Raw genomic sequence first — 1,235 nt, forward strand, 5'->3', positions numbered from 1 at the left:
GATCGGCTCGCCGTTGGCGTCGAGTTTCTTGGCCACGCGATAGCCGTAGCAGAGGCCGCCGCCCGCCTTGCCCTTCTCCACTCGGCCGCGCAGACCGCGATGGGTCTTCATCGCGAGGTCTTTCAGGAACAGGGCGTTCATCGTGCCCTTCAGGCCGACGTGAAGCTCGCTGACCTCGCCCTCCGCGAGAGTGATAATGGAAACGCCCGCGAAGCGCAGATGCTTGAACAACGTGGCGATATCCGCTTGATCGCGGGAAATCCGGTCCAGCGCCTCGCCCAGCACGACATCGAACTGGCCGCGCTGCGCGTCCTGCAACAGCGATTGGATGCCGGGCCGCAGGATCATGCTCGAACCCGAGAGGGCGGCGTCGTGATAGGCGCCCACAATTTTCCATCGCTCGCGCCCAGCATGTTCCCTGCTAAGGCGAAATTGGTCCTCGATCGAGCTTTCGCTCTGGTTGTCTGACGAATAGCGGGCATAGAGCGCGACGCGGGTCATGGGCGGTCTCCGTTGCTTCTATTCCTCGTCCTCGGCGTTCTGTGCGTCCTCGGGCCTGTTGTCGTTCGCGGCGCCGAGCGCCGCGAACTGATCTCGCGCGATCCGTCGTCCGATCAGCCGCGCGATGGTGAGCGTCACCTGATCCAACTGTCGCCGCATCTCCCGGTTCGGTTCATCCCGTTTGCCGTCCGGGCCTCGATTGTCGTTGGCCGGTATGAGGTCGTCCGGCTCGGATTCCGTGTCATCCGCCATGCCGTCGCTCGCTTTCTTTCCGAAATCAAACGGGCATGAAGCAGCGGCAAGTCGAGGATGAGAAGACTGAAAATCCCTTCGTCGTATGGCTGCGCAAAAATACTCGCGAACGGCGGTTCTGGCGTAGTCGCAAAACACTCTACGCGCGTCACACGGCCCGCAAAGCCTTCTGGACCGCCTTGGGCGCGCGCTCGATCACCAGAAGATAGGCTCTGGTCGGTCCTTCCGGCTGTCGCGAGCCTTGTTCCCAATGACGCAGCGTGTTGACGCTGAAACCGAACCGGCCCGCGAACTCTTCCTGCGTCATGTCCAGGCGTGTGCGGATCGCCTTTACGTCGATTTTCTCCGGCACATGGACGCGATAGGCGCTCTCGTCCGCCCTGCCCTCGGCATAGGTCACCGCTTCCTCGAGCCCGCGCCGGATGCTGTCGGCAACCTTGCTCATGGCGTTCTCCTCTTGAATGCCTCGACCAGCAGCGTCG

The 1,235-nt window shown here is 62.6% G+C and carries 3 protein-coding genes; all 3 read right to left on the reverse strand.

Annotation, left to right across the window (positions count from 1 at the left end; translation table 11 throughout):
* On the reverse strand, positions 1–501 hold a 501-nt coding region (locus A1351_RS10530), incomplete at its 3' end, for a recombinase family protein (protein ID WP_198162334.1).
* Positions 502–519: 18 nt separating this feature from the next.
* A complete protein-coding gene (locus A1351_RS10535) occupies positions 520–753 on the reverse strand; it encodes a hypothetical protein (protein WP_064032938.1) in 234 nt (77 codons plus the stop codon).
* Positions 754–901: 148 nt separating this feature from the next.
* The coding region (locus A1351_RS10540) for a DNA-binding transcriptional regulator (protein ID WP_245291632.1) at positions 902–1,235 on the reverse strand (334 nt) is incomplete at its 5' end.

The sequence above is a fragment of the Methylosinus sp. R-45379 genome (assembly GCF_001644125.1).
Lineage (GTDB): Bacteria > Pseudomonadota > Alphaproteobacteria > Rhizobiales > Beijerinckiaceae > Methylosinus.

Excerpts from the sequence above, each read along its gene's own strand:
- A1351_RS10535 (WP_064032938.1), bottom strand. The coding sequence starts at position 753 with ATGGCGGATGACACGGAATCCGAGCCGGACGACCTCATACCGGCCAAC.